Consider the following 25,035-nt stretch of genomic DNA (forward strand, 5'->3'; position numbering starts at 1 on the left):
TGCAGCCCCGGAACGCGTTATCGCGGTCCGGGGCTGGCGTCGTGGCGGGTCAAGGCTCGCCCGCCGCAAGCTGTTGCTCCCCGTCAGCCGTTCGAGGCGCGGGGGAGCTCGGGCGTCTCCTGAACGTACGACTGGGCACGGGCACGGCCGGCTGCCGATGAGCGGCGGCGGGCCGCTTGGGTGAGGCGCTGCGGCTCAGCCTGCGTCGCTGCCTGTGCCTGCATGTGTGCGTCAGCCTCTGCGTGGGCCTCAGCTAGGGCGTGTGCATCGCGCGCCCTTGCTGCCTCGCGGGCCTGTTGGGCGGCGGCGCGGCGGCGGGCTCGGGCAGCGGCGCGGATCCGCTCATCACGGCGCAGGCGGACGATGTAGACCGACAGCGGGACCGCTGGGGTCGCCATCGCCCACACGTAGGCCGCGCCGAGGTCGGCCGAGATCAGCGCGCCCAGCGTAGTGAGCGTGAAGAGGACTCCGACGACCCGGCGGCGACGCGCCATCAGGCCGGTACGGGGGCCGGGATACTTAGGCGCAGCTGCCGGTGTGGTCCGTGCGGTCGCCTCGGCTCGAGCGGCGCGGGACGCGTCGTCGCCGACGTTCGCCGTGACCGTCGCCTTGCCTGCCGCCGCCGCAGCGCTGACGCTCGTGCGCTTCGTAGCCTTGGCCGCGCCGACGCTCTGCTTCTGCTGCTTCGCCGGGCCAGGGGTCCACGGCTCCGCCGCGCCGGCGGCCACCTTCGCACCCGGACTCGCCTCGGCGGTACGCTTCGAAGCGCGGCCGCTCGGGACGAAGCCCTGGCCGACCGCCAGCGGAAGCGCCTGGTCAGCCTCGCCGGACTGGGCCCAGCGACGCTCGAACGCCTCCTTGTTCGCCAGCACCTTGATGGCCGCGGCGTACCGCTGAGTCTCCCGAGCCCGGTTGAGCTCGTCCTCGCGGCGTAGCCACATGGGGACGAGGTATACCGCCCACGCCCCGACGATGATCGCGTAGATGACGCCGCTGCTGCCCATAACGCAACGGTAGGCGTATGGCCACTACTAGCGCGGCTGATTATCGGTGTGTCGACTAGAAAACATGCGATTGATCCGACTACTTAGATTTTCGGCTCCCTTGATTACCCACCCGTATCGGCCGTTATGCCGACCTTCGCCCGATCGTGTGCGGGCGTAGATGTCAGAAGGTGGGCTGTTAGTAACAGTTCACACGATTGGTCGACTGGTCGACAAAGCCAGACTGCACCAAGCGTCAGCGAGCGAGGCGGTCAGACGGAGTGGCTGGCTTGAACCTTACGCCATCTGACGACCATGCCCTCGGGCACCTCGGCAGCCGTCAGCGCGTAAGCGATGTGGTCTCTCCAGCCGCCATCAATGTGCAGATAAGCGAGGCGCAGACCCTCCTCGCGGAAGCCGAGCTTTTCCGCGACGCGGCGGCTCGGACCGTTCTCCGGACGGATGTTCACCTCGACCCGATGCAGCCCGACCGTCTGGAAGCAGTGGTCTACCGCAACCGCCAGGGCCGTGGGGATGATTCCTCGCCCGGCGACGCGCTCATCCACCCAGTAGCCGATGTGCGCCGAACACAACGAGCCCCACGAAATGCCTGCGACGTTAAGTTGCCCGACCATGCGTGGCTTGCCGTCAGCCTGCGGGTCTGTGTACCAGACGTTGAACGGCATCATGCGTCCCGCGGCGGCCTCACGTCGCCCACGACGTACAAGCTCCCGGTACGTAAGCCTACGAACGTACGGCGTCTCCGGCGGCACCGTGGCTTCCCATTGCGCCAGCCAGGCGCGGTTGCGCGTCTGGAGGTCATGCCAGGCGCGACCGTCACGAGCCGACGGCGGGCGCAGAGTCACCGGCCCCTCGCGCAACACCGTTGGATAACCCGGCACACCCATCTAGATCCCGCCCCCGGGCTTGTGGTCTCCACCGGCAAGCTGGTCGAGCGCGTGGCCGATGACGGGCAGCAGCACCGTCAGGCCGTCTTTCACGCCCCCGCTCGAGCCCGGCAGGTTCACAATCAGCGTTCTACCTGCGACCCCTGACACGCCGCGGGAGAGGATCGCGGTCGGGGTCTTCTCAAGGCCCTTGGCTCGAATCGCCTCCGCGATGCCCGGCACCTCGTAGTCGAGCACACGACGGGTGATTTCAGGGGTGCGATCGGTCGGTGAGATACCAGTGCCGCCCGTGGTCACGATCACCGCGGGCCCTTCCTGCAGGGCGCTGCGTAAGGCGTCCTCCAACGGCTCACCGTCCGGGACCACGCGCGGAGCGCTCACGTCGTGGCCGGCCTGCGTTAGGGCATCGACGATCAACGGACCTGTCGTGTCCTCATAGACACCGGCGGCGGCCCGATTCGACACCGTGACCACGACGGCGTGAGCCATAACTGCCCTTCCTCCCCCGCAGACGGCCGATTAACCGGCAAACCGTACCGCTCGCTTGTGGACGGGGCAGCCTAGCACCCGGCTAGCGCGTCCAATCGCCGCTCAGCCCGCCCGTTTTCGATTCGACGCGGACTTCTGACAGGACCGCCGCCGGATCGACCGCTTTGACCATGTCGATCAACGCGAGACCGGCCACGCTCACCGCGGTCAGCGCCTCCATCTCGACGCCGGTGCGGTCCGCGGTCTTGACGCGGGCGCGGATCTGCACGGCCTCGTCGGTGACCTCGAGATCGACCGAAACGCCGGCAATCCCGATGGGATGACAGAGCGGGATCAGGTCCGCAGTCCGCTTGGCGCCTTGGATTCCCGCGATGCGGGCGACCGCGAGGGCGTCGCCCTTCGGCACTGCGCCGCTCCGGAGTAGCTCGACGACCTGCGGAGAGACCAACACCTTGCCGGAGGCCTCGGCGGTGCGCGCGGTGATCGGCTTCTCGGCCACATCCACCATCCGCGCTGCTCCGGAGGCATCCAGGTGGGTGAATTCGTCCGATTTACCGTCCGCCCTCTTGGCGTCCCTACTGGTCACGTGCTGCACTCCCCTTGCTCTGAGCATGCTGGCCCTGGTTCTGAACTCGCTGCCGCGGCTCCGAACTCACGGGAGCGGGTTCGCCGAGTGGGCGGCCGCGTCGTCGTCGAGCAGGATGACGGACACCAGTTCGCCGGCTTCGACCCGGGTCTGTTCCTCGGGCACCGAGATCAGGCAGTTGGCCTGGGCTAGACCCCCCATCAGATGCGATCCCGAACCGCCGGCCGGTCGCACCTCGATCCGGCCAGCCGATTCGGCCGGACTGATCACGCCGCGAGCGAACTGACGCTTGCCCGCCGGCGAAGTGAAACCCTCCGTGCAGACGGCCTCGACAACCGGGCGGTGAAGGTCCTCCTGATGGCCTAACAGCCTCCGGATCGCTGGCCTCACGAACAGCTCGAAGCCCACGTACGCGGAGACCGGGTTCCCGGGCAGCGTGAAGATCGGCGTCTCGTCCGGTCCGACGACGCCGAAGCCCTGGGGCATGCCGGGCTGCATGGCCACGCGCCCGAACTCGACGGTGCCTAAGCCGTGGAGGGCTTCCTTGACGACGTCGTACGCGCCGACACTCACGCCGCCAGTCGTTACCAGGAGATCGGCGCGGATCAGCTGGTCTTCGATCGTGTCCAGGAGCAGTTTGGCGTCATCAGCCACTACGCCGACGCGGTACACCACCGCTCCGGCCTCACGCGCCGCGGTGGCGAGCGTGTAGCCGTTGGTATCCGGGATCTTGCCTGGTCCCGGCTCAGTCCCGGGCTCAACCAGCTCCGAGCCGGTTGAAATGATCACCACGCGAGGGCTCGGGCGGACCGCGACCAGATCGCGGCTGACCGCCGCGAGCAGTCCGATCTGGCGTGCGCCCAGCAGGGTTCCCGCAGCCAGAAGCGGTTGGCCGGCGCGCACGTCCTCGCCGGATCGCCGAATGTGGCCGCCCTCGTCCGGCGCGCGGTAGATCCGCACCGTGCCGTCGGCGGCGCCATCCGTCCACTCGACCGGCACTACGGCGTCCGCGCCCGGCGGCACCGGAGCGCCCGTCATGATCCGCGCGCACGCTCCGGGCCCGATCTCGGCAGTGGCGGCGGCACCCGCCGGGATCTCCTGAGTCACCGTCAGCACCGCGGGATTGTCTTGATCCGCACCGAGGACGTCGATCCGCCGGACGGCGTAACCATCCATCGCCGAGTTATCGAACAGCGGAACGTCCCTCGGCGCGATCACGTCCTCAGCCAACCGGTGCCCGTGCGCATCGAGCAGATGCTGCTCGAATGGCGGGAGAGGCCGGATTCTCGCGAGCACATCCGCAAGGTGTTGCTCGACGCTACGCATCCCGGCCGTGTTCCCGTGGCCGCCCAGAGCTCCCTGTCCGGTCGGTCCCGTCCCGCCGCTCATCGCCACTCCGTCAGTCGGAGAATCCCTTCGCGACGAATTCCTCCAGCCAGGCGCGGAAGCCGGGCCCGAGGTCGTCGCGTTCGCAGGCTAACTTGACGATCGTACGCAGATAGTCGGCCCGGTCCCCGGTGTCGTAGCGGCGGCCGTTGAACAACACGCCGTGCACGGGTCCGCCGATCGAGGGATCCGTGGCCAGGGTGCGCAGGGCGTCGGTGAGCTGGATTTCGCCGCCGCGGCCCGGCTCCGTCTCACGCAGCACGTCGAACACAGCCGGCGCGAGTACGTAGCGGCCGATGATGGCCAGGTTGGACGGCGCGGACTCGGTGGCCGGCTTCTCCACCAGGTCGGTGACCCTCACCAGGTCTGATTCCTCTTCGACCGGCAGCGTCGCGGCGCAGCCGTACAGGTGGATCTGTTCCGGGTCGACTGCGATCAGCGCGATCACCGAGCCGCCGTACTGCCGCTGCACGTCGATCATGCGGGCTAGCAGCGGGTCGCGGGGATCGATCAGATCATCGCCCAGAAGTACCGCGAATGGCTCATTGCCGACGTGCGGTTCCGCGCAGAGGACGGCGTGTCCGAGCCCCTTCGGGTCGCCCTGTCGCACGTAGTGCACCGCCGCCAGTTCGCTGGACTGACGGACGGCCGCGAGGCGGCCCCGGTCACCCTTCGCCTCTAGGGCGCCTTCGAGCTCATATGCCCGGTCGAAATGGTCCTCTACGGGACGCTTGTTGCGTCCGGTGACCATCAGGACGTCGTCTAGACCTGCGGCGACCGCCTCCTCGACCACGTACTGGATGGCCGGTTTGTCGATGACCGGCAGCATTTCCTTCGGCGTGGCCTTGGTGGCGGGGAGGAAGCGGGTACCGAGCCCGGCGGCCGGTATTACCGCTTTGCGCAGGCGTGAGGGCTTGCCGGAACGGCCCGCCGAGGACGCCCATGAATCGATAGACATGAATCGACTTTAGCGGCGCGTTCGTCAGAGCGAGGTGGCTTCCGTGTGAAGGTCAGATGAGCCCGCGATACCGGGGACGACCCAGGTGTTCCCGCCGGCCCGTTTCGCCTCGGCCAGTGCCTCATCGGCCGCCCGGATGAGTGTGGCCGCGTGCGTACCAGCATCAGGGAAGACTGCCGCGCCGACCGAGATGGTCAGGCGAATTTCGGCGGGCTGGGGACGTTCACCCATGGTCGCGCCGCTCGCTGCCATCCCACCCATCGCGCCGGTAGACGCACCGGAGGTGGCAAGGGCAGGGCTATTCATCGAGAGGGTCGCATCGACCAGCAGTTTCCGGGCGACGTAGCAGAGTCGCTCCGCCACGACGGCGGCACCCTGCGGGCCCGTGTCAGGCAGCAATACGACAAATTCCTCGCCGCCGTACCGCGCGAAGGTGTCGAAGGAACGGATTTCCAGCGCGAGACGCTGCGCTAGCTCACGCAGCACGGCCGAGCCCGCTTGGTGCCCGTATGCCGCGTTCACCGCGCGGAACCGGTCGACGTCACACATCAACAGCGCGAGCGGCCGGTCCACCCGGCGCGCCCGCTCCACCTCGAGCGCGAGCGTTTCCTGCAGGTAGCGGTGGTTCCACACACCGGTGACCGGGTCGGTCGCCGACAGCCGTTCCAAGCTTGATCGGCCCTGTTCAAGCCCGCTCAGCTCGCGGCGCACGGCATCGAGTTCAGTTGCGGCGCGAGCCGCCGCCTCCCGCAGCCGGGCGGCAAGCCGGGCCACCGCCACGGCGAGCACTAGGCACACCGCGCCGAGGATGAGCAGGCCCCACTGTGTCGCCGTCATGGCGTTCCGGCACCGGTCCCTTCCCGCAGCACAACGGTTAACGATGGTTGCGGCAGGCTGGGCCGGTGAGTACTCCCTTGTCCCCCGACACACACCGACTGGTCGCCCTCAGTGCCGCAGAGCGCCAGCCTTAACCCGCGATGAGATCAAGAATGCCCGAGAGCTCCAACGACAAAGCCACAGTGAGATCACGTTTCGTCAACGATCGGCTCACTTTGGGTAACCATGCGCTGAGCAAAGCGTCGTCAGCGCTCGCGCAGCGACTGTTGCAGACCCCTGAACTGGGCGTATCCGAACCGGATCACGACCTGACGGTATGTGCGTACGCATCGTTCGGTACCGAACCAGACACGACGCACCTGATCGAGGCCTTAGCCGGGCGGGGTGTTCGGGTGCTGCTCCCGGTTCTGCTGCCGGACGCCGACCTCGATTGGGCAGTCTACGACGCACGATTCAAATCCGGCCGATTCGGGCTGCGCGAGCCGGTGGGCGAACGGCTTGGTACAGAAGCGATTCTGGGTGCGGATGTGGTGCTGGTTCCTGCGCTGGCGGTCTCAGACACTGGACAACGACTCGGACGGGGCGGGGGCTCATACGATCGTGCGTTAGCGCGCCTGATGGTGCGTCAGGGTGACGTGCGGCGGTCGCAGCCGTGGATCTGCGCGCTCGTCTATGACCACGAACTCGGGGCGACCTTCCCCGTAGAGCCGCACGATCAACCGGTCGACGCAGCGTGCGCGCCGAGCCGGTTGGTGCGCTTCGCTCGGTCGAACGACCGATAAACGCCCTTAGTCACACGAATCGAGATTTATGATCCGCTCGGCTGAAGCGTCAAGGTCGCACTGGTCGCGGCCTTAACCGCAGAGTCGCCGAATGCCCAGGGCAGCGTCTGGCCAGCTGCCCACAGCGGCGCCTGATCGAGGTAGTTCGGGTTGTCCACGTGCCCAGATTCACCCGTTTGGTTGATCCATCGGGAGCGGTCGAAGTCGGCTAGATCCACGATCATGCGCATCGAGGGCGCGACCGTGACGCGGAAGTTGCCGGAGGACAGGTCCCAGCTCGTGGCATCCACCACGGACGAACCGCCGGCCAGCTCCTCGGCCTGGCCGTTGAGCAGCCATTTGACGACCCCGGGGCCGTCCGTGCCGAGGGTCTGCTCGGTCGGGGTCAGCGTGTGCAGCCGACCCCAGGCCCAGGTTGAGACGTTCTTGCCCAGCCGCGCGGTCAGATCGAGCCTGGCCTTCTTCAGCGCGGCGGTGAGGATGCTGTCGCGGGTTTCCCGTTGCGTGGTCTTCGGGTTGTCCCACCACTCGCTGTCAGGCTGGTTGATGATCGACTCGACCACCGCGAACCAGCGGTCCCCGCCGTCGAAGCCCAGGGTGGAAAGGTCGACACCGCTCGGTAGCTTGGCTTGGAACGTGAGCTTGAGGATCTCGGCCCACACCGCGTTGTAGTACGCGGCTGCGCCTGACGTGGCCGGTTGGGTGTAGTCCCAGTTCTTCAGCAGTGCCTGCGCGGGCTTTGTAAAGGCATCGGTCTTGAGCTTGAGCAGATAAGGCGTCAAAAGCGCGGCCTCGGGGTTGTAGCTGTCGTTCTGGATCGAGGCCATGTCGGACACGCTGATCTTGTGCCCGTTCGAGGTGAGCCGTTTGATGTCGTCTGTAATACGTTGCGACCGGTAGCCGTAGTCCCAGTCGGTCGTCAACGTGTACGGATACGTCGGTCCGACGACTGCGTTGTTGGCGGTGACGATAAAGCCCTGGGCCGGGTCGTACTCATTTGGCAGCGCGGAGAAGGGGATGTAGCCGGTCCAGTCGTACGCGCTGGTCCAGCCCGGTACCGGCCAGCGCCCGTCGCCGCTCTTGCGGATCGGGATGCGACCCGGCGCCTGGTATCCGATATTGCCCTTGGTGTCGGCATAGACGAGGTTCTGCGCCGGGACGGTGAAGTCGGCGGCCGCAGCGCGGAACTCGGTCCAGTCAGTAGCGCGATCAAGCTCGAACAGCGCATCCATCGTCGGATTGGGCTGCAAAGCCGTCCATTGCAGAGCGACGCCGTACTGAATGCCCGGTGCGGCGCCCTGAGCCGGATCTCCGCTGCGCGCGGCCGGAGCGTCCTTGCCGACGAGCTTGTCCGTGTCCGAGGCATCGGAGATTAACGGCCCGTGCCGGGTCGAGCGAACGGTAATAGTCTCCGATTGCTGCCCTGCGACATCGATGGTCTCCGTGTGCTCGGTGAGTGGGTACTCCTTGCCGTCGTAGAGGTAGTCGGCGCCGTCGATCTTCTCCAGGTATAGGTCGCTTACGTCGGCGCCCTCGTTCGTAAAGCCCCAGGCGACATTGGCGTTGTGGCCGATGACGACACCAGGCATGCCGGGGAAGGAGTAACCCGCCACGTCATACGGGCACTGTGTGCCGAGGTTCACGCAGTGCAGGCCGACTTGGTACCAGACAGAGGGCACTGACGGCGCAAGGTGCGGATCGTTTGCCAGCAGCGGCATTCCGGTCGAAGTCAGCGAGCCTGAGACGACCCACGAGTTCGAGCCAACACCGCTGCCTGCCGGATCGGCCGGACCGAGTACCGACGGAATCTGCGCAAGCAACTGCGAGAGCTGGGCGAGTTTCAACTGCGCGGCGGACGGCAGCGCGGCCGCGGCAGTCGCATTCTGTTCGTACGCTGATCCGACGAGCGCGCCTTGAGTGACAATCGTCGAGTGAGTTGAGTACGGGTACGACGGATACAGCTGCTCGATCTGGTCCGCCGACAACGTCTGGGTCAGCAGCGAGCGCGCGATTTCGTTGTCGACGTTCTCGCGCAGATCCCAGGCCATGGCCTCGATCCAGGCCACCGAGTCGACCGGCGTCCACGCCGCGGGCTTGTAGTCGCTGACTGTGCCGACCAGTGGGGCACCGATGATCGTGTACTCGATCGAGAGCGACGAGCCACCGGAGTGGGTCGCGAGATAGTCGTTGACGCCCTGCGAGTACGCCTGCAGGAACTGCTTCGTTTCCGGTTTGAGCTGTGCGTATGACTGTTCGGCTACGGTACGCCATCCGAGCGTACGTACGAATTCGTCGTACTTCAGCGCGCCCGAGCCCAGCATCGACGCGAGCGTGCCTGACGTGATGTGCCGGTCAACGTCCATCTGCCAGAAGCGGTCTTGCGCCTGCACGTAGCCCTCAGCGAGGAAGAGGTCTGCCGAGGACTGGGCGTAAATCTGCGGGATGCCACTCGCGTCGCGCTGAACGGAGACCGGGGCGGAGAGCCCGGTGATCCGCAGAGTGCCGGAGGTTTGCGGGTAAGAGGCGTGCAGGGTGTTCGTGAACGCCCACGCCCCGATTCCAGATCCGGCAAGCAGAACAAGAACCAGTCCGACAGCGATCGCGAGCAGCGTCCGCAGCCGTGTCAATGCCATCGGCTTGCCGGTCTTGGTTGTCGCCGCCTTGGTTGCCGCCGCTGCCGCCCCAGGCTTCGCCGCCCCGCTCGGGTCTGCCGGCGGCGCTGACTCGCTGTCAGCAGGCAAGTCGCCGTCAGCAATGGCCCGTGGCGAGTTCACGCCATTCTGGTTCGCCGTCGTTTCCGTAGCTGTGACCGGCGGCGTCGCCCCGGACGCACGCTGCGTTACGTCGTCCGCTGATGCCTGATCCGCGAGCGCCGCCGCACCTGAGTTTTCCGCCGCCGCGCCCGGGACCGGCTGCTTCGCCCGCTCCTGGCCCGGGACCTGCACATCCGCCTGCCGCGACGGCTCGGGCTCGGTCGCCGCCGCCGGCTGCGCGTCCGAGGGCTGGGCTGCCGAGGGGTGGGTCGCTGACATCGGCCATTCCTTGCGGGTGGGGCGGCAACTGCCGGTCCGGGAGCCGGTCGATCCGGCTCGATTCTGCCTCGGGCCCACACCCTACGGCTTCGGCCCAGTCTTCGAAACGACCGGTCGCCATCGCGGGACCGCCCCTTACCCGGCGTGCGGCAAACGACCTCGCCCGCAAGTATCAGAACCCTGTCAACGCGTCGTCCATAGCCTTCCAGCGTCGATCACGCAACCCTGGCGCCACCATTGCGTGCGACCGCCGAGCCCGACGCGCCGTGCGCCGTGCACCGTTCGGCCTCGTGAGTGGCACACTGAGTAGATCGGTCGACCCGGTTGAGCGGGCGCGAACGGAAAGGTGGGCTGATGGCGGGTCAGCTGGTGGGCCGGCACGACGCCGCCACGCTCGCGGGCGCGGAGGGCGAACGGCAACCGGAGGCCGAGCGCGGGCCGGAGAGTGTGCGCTCATCGCTGCTGTCGCGCGCCGGAATGCTGCTCGGCACCTCGCTGGACACCGGCCGGACCCTTGCCGCGATCGCCGAGCTGCTGGTGCCCTCCTTCGCCGATCAGTGCGTGGTCGATTTGCTTGATGACACCGGGAAGCTGCGTCGAGTGGTGACCGTCCGCATGGACCATGCGCGGTCGCGGCGCACGAGCTCCCCGAGCGTTGCGGATCGTCGGATCGCCTACCCCGACGAACACCCGTGCGCCATCGCGCTGCGTTCAGGCAGACCCGCGCTGTCCAAGACACCGCGTCCTGCAACACCGACCGCGCCCGTGCCTCGTCCTGCGACCGGCGGCCATCCGCTGCTTACGGACGCGGCGGCGGTGATAGCGGTCCCCTTGCTCGGCCCGAGGGGCATCAAGGGCGTTCTCGCGGTCGCGGCGGATGCGCCTGAGCGCGCGTTCGCGCAGAACGACGTGGAACTGGTCGAGGAAGTCGCCGCTCGCGCCGGATTCGCCCTGGAGAACGCGGCGCTTTACGAGAGCATGCGCTCGCTGGCCTTGGCGCTTCAGCACTCACTGCTGCCCGCGCACCTGCCGAACGTCGACGGGATCGCGGTCCAGGTCGGTTATAACCCTGGCGACGAGTCAGATGTCGGCGGCGACCTGTACGACGTGATGGAGCTTTCGTCCGGGCGGGTCGGCATCGCGATCGGCGACGTGCAGGGTCGTGGCGCGCACGCGGCAGCCGTGATGGGCCAGTTGCGTGCCGCGTTGCGCGCGTACGCGGTACTCGACCTCGAACCGGCGCAGGTGCTCACGCATCTCGACGACCTGGTGCAGGGGCTCAACGAGGCGCTGCTGGTCACGTGCGTTTACGCGGTGTACGACCCGTTCACGCGGGAGTGCGTCCTCGCGAACGCCGGCCATCCGCCGCCCTTGCTCGCTGGCGCGCACGGCTGCCACCCGATGGAGGTGCCGCCGGACGTGCCGCTCGGTGTCGGCGGCGTGGGCTTTAACGATCACGCGTTCATCGTCGCGCCCGGCGACACGATCGTGCTGTACACCGATGGTGTGGTCGAGCGGCGCGATCAGTCGGTCGACCAAGGCGTGAGGGCATTGTGCGATGCCCTAGAAGCGATCGGTCCCGGCGCATCGCCGGCTGCCCTATGCCGGGCGACGCTGCGCGCATCGTCAGGGCCGTCCGACGACGACCGCGCGGTGCTGGCAATGCGCACCGACCTAGACCCGCTGCCACTGTGGCGCATTGACGTACCCGCTGATCCGTCTTCGCCTTCGGTTGCCCGCTCGCACGCCCGGTCGGTGCTAAGCGAGTGGTCGAGCGAGGAGCTGTCCGAGACGGTGGAGCTGTTGGTTTCCGAGCTGGTCACCAACGCGGTCCGGCACGCATCCGGTCCAGGCCCGACGCCGCGCGGACCGGTATTCGACGAGGACGCGCCCTTCGAGATCGCGGCGGATGCGGCAGCGGGTGGGCACGAGGCGGAACTCGACCTCGCTGCGCTGGAGCGGGCGCTACTCGGCGACGCGGCGGCGGACGGCCTGCTCGACAACGCGGTGCTCGACGGCGCATTCGTGACCTTGCGAGCCGACCGCAGGATAGAGGTCGTGATGCGGCGCGGCGGGTCGTCGCTGTGGGTAGAGGTGCACGATCAGGACGTGCGGACTCCGCGCGTGCGCACCGCGTCGGCGAACGACGAGGGCGGCCGCGGCCTGTTCCTGGTCGATCAGCTTTCGCGACGTTGGGGCGTGCGCCCGACGCCGACCGGCAAGGCGGTGTGGTTCCAGCTGCCGCTCAAGAGCTGAACGACCGGCGGAGCGGGGGCCGCTGACCTGGCTATGCGGCAGCTGAGGACGAGTTGCCGCTGCTGCTCTTGCTGCTCGAGCCGGAGCTTGACGAGGTTGAGGGCGTCGCCGTGGAGGAGGACGAGCTCGACGCGGAGCCGGACGAGCTGCTCTCCGAGGAACTGGTTGAGCTGCCGTTGCCATTGCTCTTGCTCGTCGCCCCGGCGCTCGACGGTGACGAGGACGACCTGCTGTCGGTGCGGTAGAAGCCCGAGCCCTTGAACACGATTCCGACCGCGGAGTAGACCTTCCGCAGGGCGCCCTGGCAGTTCGGGCAGATCGTGAGGGATTCGTCGGTGAACTTCTGGACGACTTCGAGACCTTCACCGCACTCGGTGCACTGGTACTGGTACGTCGGCACGGTCCGCTCCTGGGCTAGCACTCAACCACTACGAGTGCCAAGTTTGCGCCATCCGAGCCTTTCCTGTCCACCGAAGCGCTCGCGGACTCAACCAAGCTGCTGTTGAGCGTCAGGTCTGGGTCTTGTGGCGCGCGCCGCCGCATCCACAATCTGCAGAGAATCTCTTCCTGTGGATAACTCCGGAATCAGCCACATTTGTCAGTGCCGCCACCGATCATGGAATAGAGGCGGCATCCCGCCGGCCTCGCGAAAGCAAGGAGGAAGCACCATGTGCCCGATGCACTCGAACTATCCCGGCACATCCCCGCGCGCTGTGTCCTCGCACTCTATGTTCCCGGGCTACGGCAGCGAGATGTTCGGTGCGCGCGACGTGCCCGCCGTTCCGCAAGACATTCGCCCGTTGATCACCCGTCACCGATTACGCAGGCAACGTAGACGCAAGGCCGCGACGCTGCTGACCGGTGCCTCCATAGCGCTCGGCGTGGCCGCGCTGCGCCCGCCGAACGCCTCGGCGCAAAGCGGCAAACCGCCAGCGCCGATCACTCACACCGAGCGGCAGACGGCTCAAAATCCCGTCATGGTGCACCACTCCGCGCCGGACTAACCGCGTCACGCCGCCCGGCCGTCATCAGCCGGCCACCGCGTTAGCGCGCTCGCGCCTACGTCGACGGGATCCGTCAACGTCACGTGGTTCCCCTGCCGCCTTAGTCGCCGCCGTAGTGGGGCGGGCGATCCCGAAGGAAGCGGTCCAGGTCTTCCGCATCGGAGGCGCCAGGACTGTCGCTCCAGGTGCGTTCGCCCCAGCCGATATCGAGGTCGTCGCGCGTCTGCTCCAGACCGGAGGCAGAGGTGAGGACCGGCAGGTCGTCGCGTCCCCAGGACTCGTCCAAGTCGTCTTCCCAGTCACCCATAGCGGCTCCCATGTTAGTCGGAGCGGTTAAACGGCAGGTGGCGCTGGGGCGGCGTCACCGTGCCACGACTGCCACAACCGGGCGTACGCACCATCGGCAGCCATCAGCTCCCGATGCGAACCAAGTTCGGCGATCAGGCCGCCTTCGACGACCGCAACCCGGTCCGCGTCGTGGGCGGTGTGCAACCGGTGGGCGATCGCGATCACGGTGCGGCCAGCAAGCACGGCGGAGAGCGAGCGCTCGAGGTGCCGGGCGGCGCGTGGGTCGAGTAGCGAGGTCGCCTCGTCGAGCACGAGTACCTTGGGGTCGACGAGCAGCAGCCGAGCGAGGGCTAGCTGCTGAGCCTGCGGCGCGGTGAGCGCGATGCCGCCCGAGCCGACGCGCGTGTCGAGTCCGTCAGGAAGGGCTGCAGCCCAGCCGTCCGCGTCCACCGCCCGGAGAGCACGCCACAGCTCATCGTCGCCATCCGACGCAGTGCGCGAGACGGACTCGCCAACGCCCGGCTTCCCCTCGCCGCCGCCGGACACCTTGTCGTCGCCAATCACCACGCCGAGTTGGAGATTGTCACGCACCGTTCCGGCGAAGACGTGGTGGTCCTGCGTCACCAGGACCACCTCGCCACGTAACTCGTCCAAAGGCAGCTCGATCAGCGGAGCTCCGCCGAGGGCGATGGTGCCGGCGCGCGGACCGTGGATGCCGGCGAGCAGGCGACCGAGCGTCGACTTGCCTGCGCCGGAGGGGCCGACCATCGCGAAACGTTCGCCGGGCCGCACGACGAGGTCCACTCCATGCAGCACGTCGCGGCCCTCGACGTACGCGAATCGCACCCCGCAGCCGACCAGGTCCCGTGGCGCTCGGACCACGTGGTCGCCCTCCGCACGGTCCGGCGGAACCTGGGCCACCCCGAGTAGGCGGGCCAACGAAGCTCCGCCAACCTGCAACGTGTCCAACCAGTCGAGGAGGGTGTTGAGCGGAACCATCAGCTGCTGGATATACAGCGTGACCGCGGTGACTTGAGCCAGCGTCACCCAGTGACGCGAATAGGCGTACCCCCCGAGCAGAAGGGAGCCGGCCACCGGCACGACATAACTGAATTCCTGTACCGGCCAGAGCACCGTGCGCAGACTCAGCGTGTACAGCTCCGCCGCATACGAGCCGCGGATATCCTCGTCCGCACTCGCGATTCGGCGCTGCTGTAACCCGAATGCCTCGACCGTGGCCGCTCCTTCCACGGTCGCGGTCAGGCCATCCGTGATCCGCGCGTATGCGGCGTTCTCCCGCAGGTAACCTGCGGTGGCACGACGCAGATACCAGCGGGTGACCAGCGCCAGCGGCGTGACCACGATGAGAATCACCGCGGAGAGCAGCGGCGAGACCAGCGCGGTCGCGCCTAGGGTCAGCAGCATGGTCACCACCGCGACCAGGATTTCCGGCGCGGCCATCTGCGCCGAGCGTCGCAACGCGTCTACGTCACGCGAGGCCCGGGTCACCAGGTCGCCGCTGCCAGCGCTCTCTACGGTCGAGAGTGGGAGGGCAAGCACCTTCTGCACGAAGTCCTCGCGCAATTCGGCGAGGACAGTGGTGCCGAAGCGCCCTGCGGCCATGTAGGCGTATCGGGTCAGCGCGGTCTGCAGCACCACGAAGCCCGCGAGCGAGGCAGCCACGATGTCGATATGGCTGATCGTGGTCCCGTCTTGGACGCCTTGCACTAGCTGTCCGAGCAAGCGCGGGCCGACGAGCCCTGCGACTGCCGCCAGCGAGTACAGGGTCATGGTCACCACGAGCGCGCGAGGGTGGCGTGCCGCGATCTCCCGTGCATAGCGGCGCACTTCGCGTGGGTTCGCGACCGGGAGAATACGAGCGCTCATTCATCCTCCCCGCGGGTCACGACGGCGGCGTAGCGAGGCTCTGACAGCAGCAGGTCGCGATGGGTGCCGACTGCCGCAACGCGCCCGTCCTCGACGTACGCGACAATGTGCGCGCGGTCGAGCAGGAGTGGACTGGTCGTGAACATGACGGTCGTTCTGCGCGACGTGGCAGGCGGGCCTGCCGGCGGTGCGGACGTAGCCAGCGGCGTCGCGGAAGCGGCGACAGGCGATTTCGCCGTGCCGTTCGCAGGGAGCGATGCTGCGGACGTAGCCAGCGGTGTTGCATGTGTGGCGACGGTCAACGGCACTGCACCATCTACCGCTGTTGCCACCGAACCCAAAGCCAAAGTCACAGCCGGAACCAGACTTGGAGCCGAGGTCGAAGGCGAAGACAAAGTCGACGTCTGAGTCATCGTAGCCTGAATCGAAATCTCCGTGCCGACGCAGCCGCGCGCCGCCTGGTTCATCAATTCCGCGTCCGCTTCCACTGCCGTGCCTGCGTCCGCTTCCGTCTCCGTTCCCGTTTCCTGTCCTTCTTCGCGCAACGCCGGGCGCCCGGCTCGTCGTCCAAGCTGCGCTTCCGGAACCCCTGACGCCTTATGCACGTCCGACACCTTCAGCGCCGCTGCCGCCGCCATCAGCCTCGACTCGACAAGCCCTTCACCTACTCCCGCCAGCACACTTGCCAGGGCACCGCCGCGACCCTCCGCGTGCAACGCAGCCAGGTTCTCCGCGATCCGCGCTTCCGTGTGCGCGTCCACCGCGCTCGTGGGTTCGACAAGCAGCGTGATCTCCCGTTGGGCAAGGAGCGCCCTCGCCAGTCGCAAGCGCTGGAGCTGTCCACCGGAGAACGTTCGGCCGCCGTCTACCACCTCGGTCGCCAAGCCGTCCGGCAGCGCCTCGACTACGTCTCGGGCCGATGCAGCGTCGATAGCGGCGCCGATCTCAGACTCCGTGGCACGCCCACCCGTGTCGAGCTCATCGCGCAACGTGCCGGTGAAAAACCGGTCGCTGTTGCGCGAAAGCAGAATTCGTTTCCGCACCTCGGTGACCGGCACCGCAGCCAGCGGCACGCCACCAAGCGTCGGTGCCCCCGCGTCCTCGAAGCGCGCCAGACGAGCCGCCAGTGAGTCCGCGTCGCGCGGGTCCGCGCAGACCACGGCGAAAAGTGAGCCGGGCGCAATCCGCAGCCCTGACTCCTCGTCGGCAAGCGTGGCACCTGTCGGCAGCTCATGCCCAGCTGTGCTATCCGGATCGTTGATTTCCGGGCTTAGATTCAGGATCCGCACCACTCTCCGCGCCGCCACGTGTGCGCGGGTCATATTGTCGGCGGCTTCCATCAACGTCCGTAGCGGCGTCGCAAGGAACGCCGCGTATCCGTAAAAGGCCACCAGTTCGCCCACGGTCAGCTTGCCGTCAAGCGCGAATCTCGCCGCGAGGAAGGTGACAGCGGCGACCATCACGCCCGGCATCAGCACCTCGACCGCCGCCAGGCCCGACTCGACCCGGGTGACCGCGACCGCCGCCGCGCGCAATCCCTGCGACTCGCTCCGGTAGCGCTCCGCGAACGCCGCCTCCCCGCCGATTCCACGCAACACCCGCAGCCCGGCCGCGATGTCGATCGCCCGCGCCGTCAGCTCCCCCTGCCGGACCCGGAAGTGCTGTTGCCGTTCGTGCAGTGGTCGCAGCAGAAATCCGGTGAGCGCCGTGACGATTGGCACTCCGACCAGCACGATCAAACCGAGCGGCACTGATGTGGCCAGCATGATGACCGCGACGGCGATGATGGCGACAATCGCTCCGGCCAGCCGCGCCGTGACATCGAGTCCGCCGCCGATCTCAGCGACGTCCGAAGTCCCCACCGCGACCACATCGCCGGCCGCGACCAACTTCGGCAGCGTCGCGCCTAGCCTGACCGCCTGCCGCGTGACCACCTGCACCGTGCTGTATCCAGCCCCGAGGAAGTTCACCAGTGCATTGCGATGGCGCAGGATGCCCGACGTCGCGGTCGTCGCGCCCAGCGCGAGCACCGCCGCTGACCACCGCAGCAGCTCCCCCGAGTTTCGGTGGGTGATCCCGGCGTCGATGGTGCGCCCGATCACCGCCGGCATCAGTGCCTGCGAGACCATCCACAGCACGCCGAAGACCATGCCGCCGAAGATGGTCGCGCGCTGGTTCCGGACCAACCACAGCAGGTACCGCGTCGCGGATCGAGCGTCGGGTTGGCCGGGATCCGGCACGGGAAGGCGTCGCATGGCACCTTCACCGTAAGGTGCGTAAAAGAGGGTCGCACCTGATTTAACCGCCGAGCGAGGGGACGGGATCAGCCAGTGGACGGCATCGAACTGACCGGCCGGACGCTGACTCCGGAGCAGGTCGTGCTGCTCGCGAACGGCGCCGCACGAGCGCGGATCGCTCCAACGGCCCTAGCACGCGCCAGCGCGTCTGCCACTGCGGCCGAGCGCATCGCGGCACGTCAACCTGTGTACGGGCGCACCACCGGCGTCGGCGCCAACCGTACGCAGCGCGTGGCGGACGGCGACCTCGGCCACGGTCTACGGCTTCTGCGCAGCCACGCCGGCGGCATCGGCCGACAGGTCAGCACCGAGGCGACTCGCGCTATGCTCACGGTCCGCGCGAATCAACTCCTCGCAGGCGGGGCCGGTCTGCACCCCGCGATCATCGAGGCGATAGTCCAAGCGCTCAACGCCAACGCGCTTCCGGTGATCCACGAATACGGCGGACTAGGCACCGCTGACCTGACCGCCCTCGCCGAACTGGGTCTCACCCTCGTCGGCGAGGCTCCTTGGTCAACTACCGCGCCGACGGACGGCGTCAACGGTGCTCCGCCCTCACCGGTCCACATCACATCCGGCGACGCACTGGCTCTGATGAGCAGCAGTGCCCTAACAATCGGCCGGGCGTGCCTCGCCTGGCAACAAGCTTCTCGCTTGATCTGCGCAGCGCACGCCGTCGCCGTGCTGAGTGTCTTCGCCCTCGATGGTTCGACCGAACCGTTCAGCCAAGCCGTTCACGATCGCAGGCCGCATCCAAGCCTGATGCGTTCGGCAGCTATCCTCCGTGCCCTGCTCGAGGATCAGCCAATCAAGGCCGCTCGCATTCAAGACCCGTATGCAGTGCGCTGTATTCCGCAGGTACACGGCGCGGTGCTTGAGGCGCTCGGCTCGGTCGAACGGATCCTGCAGGTCGAGGTCAACGTCGCGGCAGAGAACCCACTGGTTGTCGCGAGCGGCGTTAACGACGGCGAAGACGCACCCACGAACTCACCAGCGACCTCGACCACAAACGGAATCGGAATCGGAATCGGGGACGAAAACGAGGCCGTCTATCACCATGGCGGCTTCCATCAGGCGCTGCTCACGCAGGCGCTCGATGCGTTGAACCTGGCGCTCCTTTCCGTGGGGCAGCTTTCCCTGGCGAGGCTGGACTTGATGTTCCATCCCGAGTTCACCGGTCTACGCCCTTTCCTCGCCGACGGTGAACCAGCCAGCTCCGGCGTGATGATCCTCGAAAACGCGGCCCACGATGCCCTGTCGGAGCTCCGCAACGCCGCCATGCCTGCGGGGCTAGGTCACGCGACACTTTCCCGAGGCGTCGAAGACCACACGCCTTTCACCAGCCAATCGGCGCGTCAAACGATTCGCGCAGCCGAGGCGCTCCAACTTGTTCTCTCCACAGAATTGGTCGGCGCGATGCGCACCCTTCGCCTGCGCGGCCGAAAGCCCTCAGCCGCAACGCCGCTGGCGGACCTGTACGCGATCGCGGAAGTACTCGACCCTCACACCGGCGACCGCCCGTCAACCGCTGACGTCCACCAAGCGGCGAGCCTGCTTGCTCGCCTCGCCTGCGCTGTAACCGAGATGGAGCGATAGGCACGAGCCCGCGGTACCCGCCCCACCGAGACGGCGGGCGCGCGGCGCGCGATAGTGAGCGAGAGCGCGACGACACACTGACCGGCTAGGAGGGCGGACGGCGGGATGGACACGACCTTGCTGGTGCCGTGGGACGAGGCGCTGACGTCGTACGACTTTGGGCACGATCACCCGCTAGCGCCGGTGCGCGTCGCGCTGACCATGCGGCTGGCGCGCGAGCTAGGCGTGCTCGATGCCGCGGGCGTTGTCATGGCGCCGGTGACGGCGGCGACGGATCGCGTTCTCGAGCTCGTCCACGGTCCGGAGTACATCGCCGCGGTGAAGAACGTCGCACACACCACGCGCTCCGAGCGCAGCCGCTACGGATTAGGCACGGACGACAATCCAGTGTTTCCCGGCATGCACGAGGCCTCGGCGCTGGTCGTCGGAGCGAGTGTGGCGGCGGCGGACGCGGTCTGGTCCGGTGCCGCCGACCACGCGGCGAACATGGCCGGCGGGCTGCACCACGCCATGCGCACGCACGCGTCAGGGTTCTGTCTCTACAACGATGTCTCAATCGCCATCGCGCGGCTGCTTGAGCAAGGGGCGGCCCGAATCGCCTATGTAGACATCGATGCGCACCACGGTGACGGCGTACAGTCAGCGTTCTACGACGACCCCAGGGTGCTGACAATCAGCATGCACGAGCATCCCAGTACCCTGTTTCCCGGCACGGGACTGCCGGAGGAGTCGGGCGGCCGGGACGCCCAGGGCATGAGCGTGAACGTTGCCCTGCCTGCCGGCACCCGGGACGCACACTGGCTGCGCGCGTTCGACGCGATCGTGCCGCCGTTGCTGAAGGCTTTCCGGCCGCAGATCCTCGTCACCCAGCACGGCTGCGACAGCCACGCGCTCGATCCGCTCGCGCACCTGATGCTGACGATCGACGGGCAACGTATGGCCGCCGAGGCACTACACCGGCTCGCCCACGAGCACGCTGAAGGCCGCTGGCTGCTCTTCGGCGGAGGTGGCTATGCGGTGGTCGACGTGGTGCCGCGGATCTGGACCCACGTGCTGGCCGAGGCTGCGCACCGACCCATCCCGCCGGACACCGAGCTGCCGGAATCGTGGCGCTCGTTCGCCGCGCAGCGCGCCGGACGGCTCGCACCGCGATCGATGAGCGACGGACAGCAGCCGCAGCCGCGCCCCTGGGCCAACGGCTTTGACCCGGCTGACCCGATCGATCGCGCGGTCTTGGCCACCCGCCGCGCCGTCTTTCCGCAGCACGGGCTCGAAGTCATGCACTGACGACGAACTGACACGCGCTGATGCGCACGGAGCGGAGCCTTCGCGGTCAAAGGTTCTGGGCATGGTCGAGGCTGGGCACCCAGTCAGACACAGGCGAAATTGCCGGAACGGCGATCGCTCGCCTGAGATCTCGGAATGTAGTACCTGCGCTCAGCCCAAGGCCAACCGCCGACCGCCAGCCACAGTCCGGCGTCTCTGTTCCAGAACTGTCGCAAAGCCTTGTCCACCACGACATGGCCGAACCGCGATAATTCCGACGAGCCGGGGCCGTCCGGGGTGATGTCTGATTTTTCGAAGATCGTGGGGGCGTCGGTGATTCGTCATCGTAGGCTTACACGCTCCGTGGCCGCCGTCATGGCCATCGGAGCCGCCATTTGCCCGCTGAACCCGGCATCGGCCGGCGCCTCGGCCGTCAGAGCACCGAGCACTGGAAATTCTGCTCAGGTGATGAAGGAGCCAGCGAAGCCTCCTGCCTCCGTCCTCAACGGGACCGTCAGCAGCCCGCCAAGCAAGTCGCGCCGGGTCGACTCCGTCCCCGTCACCACGCGCAAGAGCGCCAAGACCATGTCGCGCGCTGGCACCGCGAACGGCGGCGCAACGATTTACGTGAAGCTGGCGAACGCGACCTGCGCCACCGGTACCGGAGCAGGCACCCAGGCGAGCCCGTACTGCTCACTGCAGGACGGCGTGAACGCTGCGGCGTCCGGTGACACGATCGACGTGAGCGGCTCGAGCAATGCCAGCTTCACCACACCCGTGACGGTGACGACATCGAATATCTCCATCGTCGGGGTCGGCACCGGCGTGCTCATGTCCATGAGCTCCAACTTGGGCGCGTCCACGCTGACCCTCCGCGGCGTGACCGGCGTGACCGTCTCCAACATGGGTTTCGTCTCCCCGCAGTTCGGTATCGCGGTCGTCGGGTCCTCCGGCGTCACCCTGAGCGGCGACTACCTCGATGCGTTGAGCATCGACGGCGCCTCGTCCGGTGTCTCGGTGACCCGCAGCTTCCTCGCTGCGTTTGACGGCGAGCCATATGCACAGCAGAGCACGATCGCTTCCGGCGCGAGCGGGATCACATTCGCGGGCGATGTGTTCGCCGGCACCGGGATCCAGGCCACCGGTGTGACCGGCCTCGACATCACCGGCAACACGATTCAGCGCGGCTGCAACCCCGGCGTGGATATCGAGGGGACGTCGACCTCTGTCTTCCTCGAAAACGACCTGATCGAGAACGGCAACGACGAGACGGCCACGGCCGGCGGCGGAGGCAGCGGGGCCAACGCATCCTGGTGCATAGCAGTCAAGACCTTCTCCCCGAGCGTCATCGTCGCGGCGGGATCGACGCCCGGCGTGACGACGGACTACAACGACTTCTACACCGTCGGGGGCTACCCCGCCGCGCCCCTCCCGACCGTGCTCTACGACTGGAGTGGTACGAGCTACCCGACGTTGGCCCAGTTCCAATCCGCCGTCCCGACCCAGGCCGCGCACGACACGTTCGACACCATCGGGGCCAGCCTCGCGTTCGTCATGCCGGGCGTACAGCAGTACGTCAACGGGCCGCCGATCTGGGGCTCGCCAGCGATCGGATCGGCGAACCCGAGCGCACCCGGCGCGCTCTCGTCGGACTTCAACGGTGTCAGCCCGTTCAATTCCCGCGGCGCGATCCAATACGTCTCACCAGATCCGGAACTGGCCTTGACCCTCACCGCGCGGGACACCAGTGGGTTCACCGTGTTCTTCGACGCACAGCAGAACATCAAGAACGTCACCCTTTCGGAGACGATCTGGTGGGGCGACGGTTCGACTACGGCGGTCCCCTCGTTTTCGGGACTCAGCACTACAGGTGGTGTCTGGCACACGTACTCGAAACTGGGGACGTACACGATCAAGGCCACGGTCACGGACAACGCCGGTGACACCGTCACCAATACCTTGACGATCCAGACCGCCGGCACCGAATACGTCCCCTACGGACCCACCCGCGTGCTCGACACCCGCAACGGGACCGGAACACAGGGCTCGACGAACCCCGTGGCCGCGGGTGCGACGCTGAAATTGCGGCTGGCCGCTGTGGGCGGAATTCCCGCGAACGTCAGCGCCGTGGCGCTGAACCTGACGGTGGCCCAGCCGACGGCCGGCGGCTACATCACCGCCTACCCCTCCGGCGGATCCCGGCCAACCACCTCGAGCGTGAACTTTACGGCGGGGCAGACCGTGGCGAACATGGCGGTCGTGCCGGTCGGCGCGGACGGCACGATCGAGCTGTACAACGGCAGCGGCGGGACGGCCGCGTTGGTCGCTGACGTCAGCGGGTACTTCATTACGGTCAACGCGCAGGGATATACGGCGGCGTCACCGGCCCGGCTCCTCGACACGCGCGACGGCACCGGCGGCTACCCGTACGCGACGGTCCGAGCGGGCACCCCGGCGCGGCTACAGATCGCCGGAGTCGACGGCATCCCGGCTGGCGTGACAGCGGTCGCGCTCAACCTCACCGTCGCGGGACCGTCGGCCGGCGGATACGTCGCGGCGTACCCCGACGGTCAAGACCAGCCGACCGTGTCGAACTTGAACTTCACCGGCGGCCAGACCGTCGCGAACGCGGCGATCGTCCCGGTCGGTGCAGACGGCTCCATCGACCTGGCGATCGCGGGCGGCCCGGCCCGGCTGATCGCTGACGTGTACGGCTACTTCAGTCCGTCGGGCGCCTCAGCCTATGTTCCGGCGTTCCCATACCGGGTCTTTGACAGCCGCCAGACACCCAACGGCGCGCTGCTCGCCGGGTACACCTACCTCGTCGCCGTGGCCCCGGAGGTGACAGACTTCAGATCCGGAGTCTCGGCCTTCACCGGCGCTGTGATCAACACGACCGTCACGCGGCCGACCGCCGGCGGCTACCTGACCGTGTTCCCAGACACCAGCGACTTGGGCAATCAACCGCTGACCGTACCACCCACCTCGACGCTCGACTTCACGCCGAACGCCACGGTGGCGGACCTCGCGCTGCCCGCCCTACCGCAGGACGGAACGGCGGACTTCTACAACGGCAGCGGCGGTTCGCTCCAGCTGATCGTGGACGTCAGCGGCTACTTCATCGCCGGGTAGCGCGCCGCTCGCGTGGGGAGATCGGCGGCTGATCACAGAGGGCTGTGATCAGCCGCCGATCGCTGTCCGGTCTGTTGGCATGATCGGGCCCCGCCGTTGCGCGATCCCGATGAGACGAGTAGAGGATCTGCGCCGCCGGGCGGAATGCGGCACGCACCGACCGCGACACCATCGCCTGCAAGGGCGGACTCGTGATCAACCGGCAAGACGACGGCACCACACCCACCCGCCCCTGGATACGTTCCGCGGACAACGCTGCCTGGCGCGAGCTGTGGACCGCGCGCGGGCGCGTCATCGAGCGCATCTACCTCTTTGACGGCACCATCCAACTGCTGCCGCTGCCGATCCGCGAGTTCCGACGCTGCGGAAAGGTCACCTTCCGCTGGTACCACGTCCTCGACGTTTCCTGCAGAAACGGCCTCCACGAACCCAGCATCCCGGTGCAATCACCACCATCTACTTCCGCATGGAGCGGTAGGAGAGTTCGCGATCAAGCTCCTCCAGCTGACCGCGGCCGGTAATCGCCGAGCCGTCCACCACGATCCGGTAACCTGTCCCCTGAGCGTTCCCACATGGCGCCAGGGGACAGGTAGCGTCCAATGGGGCTCGGGTGCGCTCACAACCTTGCTGAGAACTGGCGAAGTGCTATAGGCACGCATTTCCATCCACGTTCTCACCAAGCCCCGCCCACGTGGGATGTGATGAAAACTCCTCTGCAGCTGGTCAGCGCTTCTAGCGCGCTAGATCTGGAAACGCGATCAGTGCAATCTGGGAACGTCTCAGGTCAAAGGCCTTGTCGGGCGTGTCCATGCCGCCCGGCGGCAGATCCGCCTCAGCGTCCGTGCGACGAGCCATCCGCCACCACGCGTCCAGGATTCGACGCCGCACGCCGCTGTTATCGCATCGTGCGCGGGGACGGGCCCGAAGAAGTCCGGGTACTGACGCGGAAGTCATTGATCGGTGAGCCTAACAAGCCTTAATACGGCGTCTTCGGACCAAGTCCGACGTTGACCAGCCACAGATCGATCGGCGCCCCATAGACCTGCTCGTTAAGAACCTGGTGGGAGGCTGCCACGACCCGCTGGAGCCGGACCACCACGACCGGCGATGGGTCGCGCCCGGCTCCACGCGCAGGGCACACGCTCGGTATCAGCGATCACACTCGTCGAAGGTGCGGCGCATCTCATCCGGCAACCACGAGCTTTGCGGGACACGCTTGCCTTTAAGTTTGAAACTCAGTCAGGCGACCGTATCGTCCCCGTCGAAAGCCCCTATTTCGACATCACTACCTTCAGTCATCCGCAGCGGCAGCCATTGGCAGCACTCGAGGTCCCACACGACACCGGGG

General features: G+C 67.4%; 18 protein-coding genes. 6 read left to right on the forward strand and 12 right to left on the reverse strand.

Translation table 11 applies throughout. The features are described 5' to 3' along the window. Positions 1 to 83: 83 nt before the first annotated feature. From VN779_RS02140 to VN779_RS02170, 7 genes are all read right to left on the reverse strand, one after another. The gene (locus VN779_RS02140; protein WP_325719568.1) at positions 84 to 1,004 is read right to left on the reverse strand and encodes a hypothetical protein; all 921 of its coding nucleotides are present in this window, start codon (positions 1,002 to 1,004) and stop codon (positions 84 to 86) included. A 251-nt stretch (positions 1,005 to 1,255) separates the two neighbouring features. After that, positions 1,256 to 1,891, reverse strand: coding sequence for a GNAT family protein (locus VN779_RS02145; protein ID WP_325719570.1), 636 nt, complete (start codon positions 1,889 to 1,891; stop codon positions 1,256 to 1,258). Then, positions 1,892 to 2,380, reverse strand: a complete 489-nt coding sequence (locus VN779_RS02150; RefSeq protein ID WP_325719572.1) for a MogA/MoaB family molybdenum cofactor biosynthesis protein — start codon at positions 2,378 to 2,380, stop codon at positions 1,892 to 1,894. Positions 2,381 to 2,462: 82 nt separating this feature from the next. After that, positions 2,463 to 2,888, reverse strand: coding sequence for a cyclic pyranopterin monophosphate synthase MoaC (gene moaC, locus VN779_RS02155; protein WP_349260603.1), 426 nt, complete (start codon positions 2,886 to 2,888; stop codon positions 2,463 to 2,465). A gap of 144 nt (positions 2,889 to 3,032) precedes the next feature. Further along, positions 3,033 to 4,355 (reverse strand): gephyrin-like molybdotransferase Glp, encoded by a 1,323-nt coding sequence (gene glp, locus VN779_RS02160; protein ID WP_325719575.1) that lies wholly within the window; start codon positions 4,353 to 4,355, stop codon positions 3,033 to 3,035. 10 nt (positions 4,356 to 4,365) lie between these two features. Continuing rightward, positions 4,366 to 5,310 carry a UTP--glucose-1-phosphate uridylyltransferase GalU gene (gene galU, locus VN779_RS02165; protein WP_325719576.1) on the reverse strand — a complete coding sequence of 315 codons (945 nt, stop codon included), beginning with the start codon at positions 5,308 to 5,310 and terminating at the stop codon, positions 4,366 to 4,368. A 24-nt stretch (positions 5,311 to 5,334) separates the two neighbouring features. Beyond that, complete coding sequence (locus VN779_RS02170; protein WP_325719578.1) at positions 5,335 to 6,147, reverse strand: GGDEF domain-containing protein; 813 nt, start codon at positions 6,145 to 6,147, stop codon at positions 5,335 to 5,337. Between the two features lie 182 nt (positions 6,148 to 6,329). Here VN779_RS02170 and VN779_RS02175 point away from each other — a divergent pair, with 182 nt between their 5' ends. Beyond that, a complete protein-coding gene (locus VN779_RS02175; RefSeq protein ID WP_325719580.1) occupies positions 6,330 to 6,929 on the forward strand; it encodes a 5-formyltetrahydrofolate cyclo-ligase in 600 nt (199 codons plus the stop codon). 26 nt (positions 6,930 to 6,955) lie between these two features. On the opposite strand, the gene VN779_RS02180 is transcribed toward VN779_RS02175, so the two are convergent. Next, a complete protein-coding gene (locus tag VN779_RS02180) occupies positions 6,956 to 9,562 on the reverse strand; it encodes a penicillin acylase family protein (protein ID WP_414639555.1) in 2,607 nt (868 codons plus the stop codon). A gap of 753 nt (positions 9,563 to 10,315) precedes the next feature. Between VN779_RS02180 and VN779_RS02185 the strand changes: the two genes are divergently transcribed. Further along, on the forward strand, positions 10,316 to 12,217 hold the full coding sequence (locus tag VN779_RS02185) for a SpoIIE family protein phosphatase (protein WP_325719584.1): 1,902 nt from the start codon (positions 10,316 to 10,318) through the stop codon (positions 12,215 to 12,217). Between the two features lie 31 nt (positions 12,218 to 12,248). Here VN779_RS02185 and VN779_RS26275 read toward each other — a convergent pair whose 3' ends face one another. Then, complete coding sequence (locus VN779_RS26275) at positions 12,249 to 12,617, reverse strand: FmdB family zinc ribbon protein (RefSeq protein WP_349260600.1); 369 nt, start codon at positions 12,615 to 12,617, stop codon at positions 12,249 to 12,251. A gap of 268 nt (positions 12,618 to 12,885) precedes the next feature. Here VN779_RS26275 and VN779_RS02200 point away from each other — a divergent pair, with 268 nt between their 5' ends. Continuing rightward, on the forward strand, positions 12,886 to 13,221 hold the full coding sequence (locus VN779_RS02200; protein WP_325719586.1) for a hypothetical protein: 336 nt from the start codon (positions 12,886 to 12,888) through the stop codon (positions 13,219 to 13,221). Between the two features lie 100 nt (positions 13,222 to 13,321). Here the strand turns inward: VN779_RS02200 and VN779_RS02205 are convergent, their stop codons facing one another. From VN779_RS02205 to VN779_RS02215, 3 genes are read right to left on the reverse strand one after another with little or no spacing between them, the layout of a single operon-like run. After that, positions 13,322 to 13,528, reverse strand: coding sequence for a hypothetical protein (locus VN779_RS02205; protein ID WP_325719588.1), 207 nt, complete (start codon positions 13,526 to 13,528; stop codon positions 13,322 to 13,324). A gap of 26 nt (positions 13,529 to 13,554) precedes the next feature. Then, positions 13,555 to 15,396 carry an ABC transporter ATP-binding protein gene (locus VN779_RS02210; RefSeq protein WP_325719590.1) on the reverse strand — a complete coding sequence of 614 codons (1,842 nt, stop codon included), beginning with the start codon at positions 15,394 to 15,396 and terminating at the stop codon, positions 13,555 to 13,557. Beyond that, complete coding sequence (locus VN779_RS02215) at positions 15,393 to 17,651, reverse strand: ABC transporter transmembrane domain-containing protein (RefSeq protein ID WP_325719592.1); 2,259 nt, start codon at positions 17,649 to 17,651, stop codon at positions 15,393 to 15,395. The genes VN779_RS02210 and VN779_RS02215 overlap by 4 nt, the downstream gene beginning before the upstream one ends. 123 nt (positions 17,652 to 17,774) lie before the next feature. Between VN779_RS02215 and VN779_RS02220 the strand changes: the two genes are divergently transcribed. The 3 genes from VN779_RS02220 (at position 17,775) to VN779_RS02230 (ending at position 23,687) form a co-directional block, all read left to right on the forward strand. Next, on the forward strand, positions 17,775 to 19,289 hold the full coding sequence (locus VN779_RS02220) for an aromatic amino acid ammonia-lyase (RefSeq protein WP_349260604.1): 1,515 nt from the start codon (positions 17,775 to 17,777) through the stop codon (positions 19,287 to 19,289). A 105-nt stretch (positions 19,290 to 19,394) separates the two neighbouring features. Continuing rightward, positions 19,395 to 20,576, forward strand: coding sequence for an acetoin utilization protein AcuC (locus tag VN779_RS02225; protein ID WP_325719596.1), 1,182 nt, complete (start codon positions 19,395 to 19,397; stop codon positions 20,574 to 20,576). A 447-nt stretch (positions 20,577 to 21,023) separates the two neighbouring features. After that, positions 21,024 to 23,687, forward strand: a complete 2,664-nt coding sequence (locus tag VN779_RS02230) for a hypothetical protein (protein ID WP_325719597.1) — start codon at positions 21,024 to 21,026, stop codon at positions 23,685 to 23,687. Positions 23,688 to 25,035: the final 1,348 nt, after the last annotated feature.

The organism is Actinocrinis sp. (assembly GCF_035605935.1).
Classification (GTDB): Bacteria; Actinomycetota; Actinomycetes; order Streptomycetales; family Catenulisporaceae; genus Actinocrinis.